We start from the raw sequence: 2,094 nt of genomic DNA on the forward strand, positions 1-2,094 counted from the left end.
TGGTGGTCGCACCCCGGTCCGCCAGCTGCGCCAGCGTGGTGCCGGCGTAGGCGCCCGTGCCGATCAGCAGGATGGTGGCCCCGGCCCAGAAGTCGCGCTGGGCCGCGGCGTCGGTGAGACCGCGCAGCTCCTCCGCGAGGTCCAGGGCGACGGAGACGACCGAACGGCCGGCCGCGCCGAGCGCCGTGCGGGAGCCGACGTCCTTGGCCGTGCGCGTGGCGGACTCGAAGAGGCGGACGAGCGGGCCCGAGGCGGTGCCGGCCTCCTGGGCCGCCGTCAGGGCGCGCCGTACCTGACCGGCGATCTCGCGCTCGCCCACCACGGCGGAGTCCAGTCCGGCGCCGACCTCGAAGAGGTGACGGGCCGTGGCGTCGGCGTCGAGCGTGCGGAACGCGGCGTGCACGTCCTCGTCCGGCAGGGAGGTGGAGGCGGCGACGGCGGACAGCAGCCCCGTGCGGGCGGCCTCGACGCCGGCCCCGTCGGCCTCGGCGTAGATCTCCACGCGGTTGCACGTGGCCAGCACGATGGCGCCCGCCGCGCCGCTGCCGGGCAGGGCGGGCCCGACCCCGGTCGCGCCGGCGCTGAGGCGGGCGACCGTGTCCAGGTCCAGGTCATGGTGGGAGGCGACGAGAGAGAAGACAGTCACAGCGGGCCAAGTCTAGCCCCGACCGCCCCGCCCGTCCGGGAAGGCGGGCCTGACCCGGGTGCCGTCGGCCAGTGTGACGACGCTCACGGAGGACGCGGATGTGCCACCGCGACACGACCGGTGGGACACTGGGGGCATGTCCGCCCTGTCCCAGACCCCCGAGACCCCCGCGGCCGTCCCGGCACTGCCCGCCGAGCACCCGCTGCGCACCGAGGATCCGTCACGCTCGACCGTGGCCAGCCCGCTCCTCTGCGCGCTGCGCGGCCAGCGCCCCGACCGCCACCCCGTGTGGTTCATGCGGCAGGCCGGCCGTTCGCTGCCCGAGTACCGCCAGGTGCGCGAGGGGATCGGGATGCTCGACTCCTGCCTCATGCCGGACCTGGTCCGGGAGATCACGATGCAGCCGGTGCGCCGCCACGACGTCGACGCGGCGATCTTCTTCTCGGACATCGTGGTCCCCCTGCGCCTGGCGGGCGTGGACGTGGAGATCCAGCCCGGCGTGGGCCCCGTGCTCGGCCAGGCCGTCCGCACCGCCGACGACGTCGCCGCGCTGCCCGTCCTCGAGGACGCCGCCCTGGACGTCATCCGCGAGGCCGTCGCGGCCACCGTCGCCGAGCTGGGCCCGCGCCCCCTGATCGGCTTCGCCGGCGCCCCCTTCACGCTGGCGGCGTACATGGTGGAGGGCCGTCCCTCCCGCGACCACTTCGGCCCGCGACGCATGATGCACGCCGACCCCGAGACCTGGGCCGCCCTGGCCGGCTGGGCGGCCACCGTGTCCGGCCAGTTCCTGCGCGCCCAGCTCGAGTCCGGCGCCTCCGCCGCGCAGCTGTTCGACTCGTGGGCGGGTTCGCTCTCGGCGGACGACTACCTCGAGCACGTGCAGCCGCACTCGACGGCGGCCCTCGCCCATGTCGCCGACCTCGCCGGGCCCGGCGTCCCCGACGGCGCCCCGCTCCTGCACTTCGGCACGGGCACCGGAGAGTTCCTGCACCACATGCGTGACGCGGGCGCGACCGCCGTCGGCGTGGACCACCGCCTCACGCTCGCCGAGGCGCACCGCCGGCTCAGCGCGAACCCCGGCCCCGACGGACGCGGCGCCGTGCCCCTGCAGGGCAACATCGACCCGGCCCTGCTCGCCGCCCCGTGGGAGGTCCTCGAGGCCCACGTGCGCGACGTTGTCGCCTCCGGCGCCGTCGCGCCCGGCCACGTCGTCAACCTCGCCCACGGCGTGCCGCCGGAGACGGACCCGGCCGTGCTGACCCGCCTGGTCGAGCTGATCCACTCCCTGCCCGTGCCGGAGCGGGAGGGCCAGGACCCGGCACCGGACGTCGAGACCCTGCTCGCCGCCGTCCCGGCCGTGCGCCAGACCATGCTGTTCTCGGCCACCATGCCGGGTCCCGTGGTCGCGATGGCGCGCCGTTACATGACGCAGCCCACCCACATCCGCG

2 pseudogenes are annotated in these 2,094 nt (G+C 76.1%); one reads left to right on the forward strand and one right to left on the reverse strand.

What is annotated here, in order from left to right:
• Positions 1-646, reverse strand: a pseudogene (locus tag D8M29_RS11415) (glutamyl-tRNA reductase); the annotation flags it as partial.
• 136 nt (positions 647-782) lie between these two features.
• Here D8M29_RS11415 and hemE point away from each other — a divergent pair.
• A pseudogene (gene hemE, locus D8M29_RS11420) lies at positions 783-1,946 on the forward strand (uroporphyrinogen decarboxylase); the annotation flags it as partial.
• Positions 1,947-2,094: the final 148 nt, after the last annotated feature.

This window comes from Micrococcus sp. HSID17227 (assembly GCF_003989405.1).
In the GTDB taxonomy this organism is placed as follows: Bacteria; Actinomycetota; Actinomycetes; order Actinomycetales; family Micrococcaceae; genus Micrococcus; species Micrococcus luteus.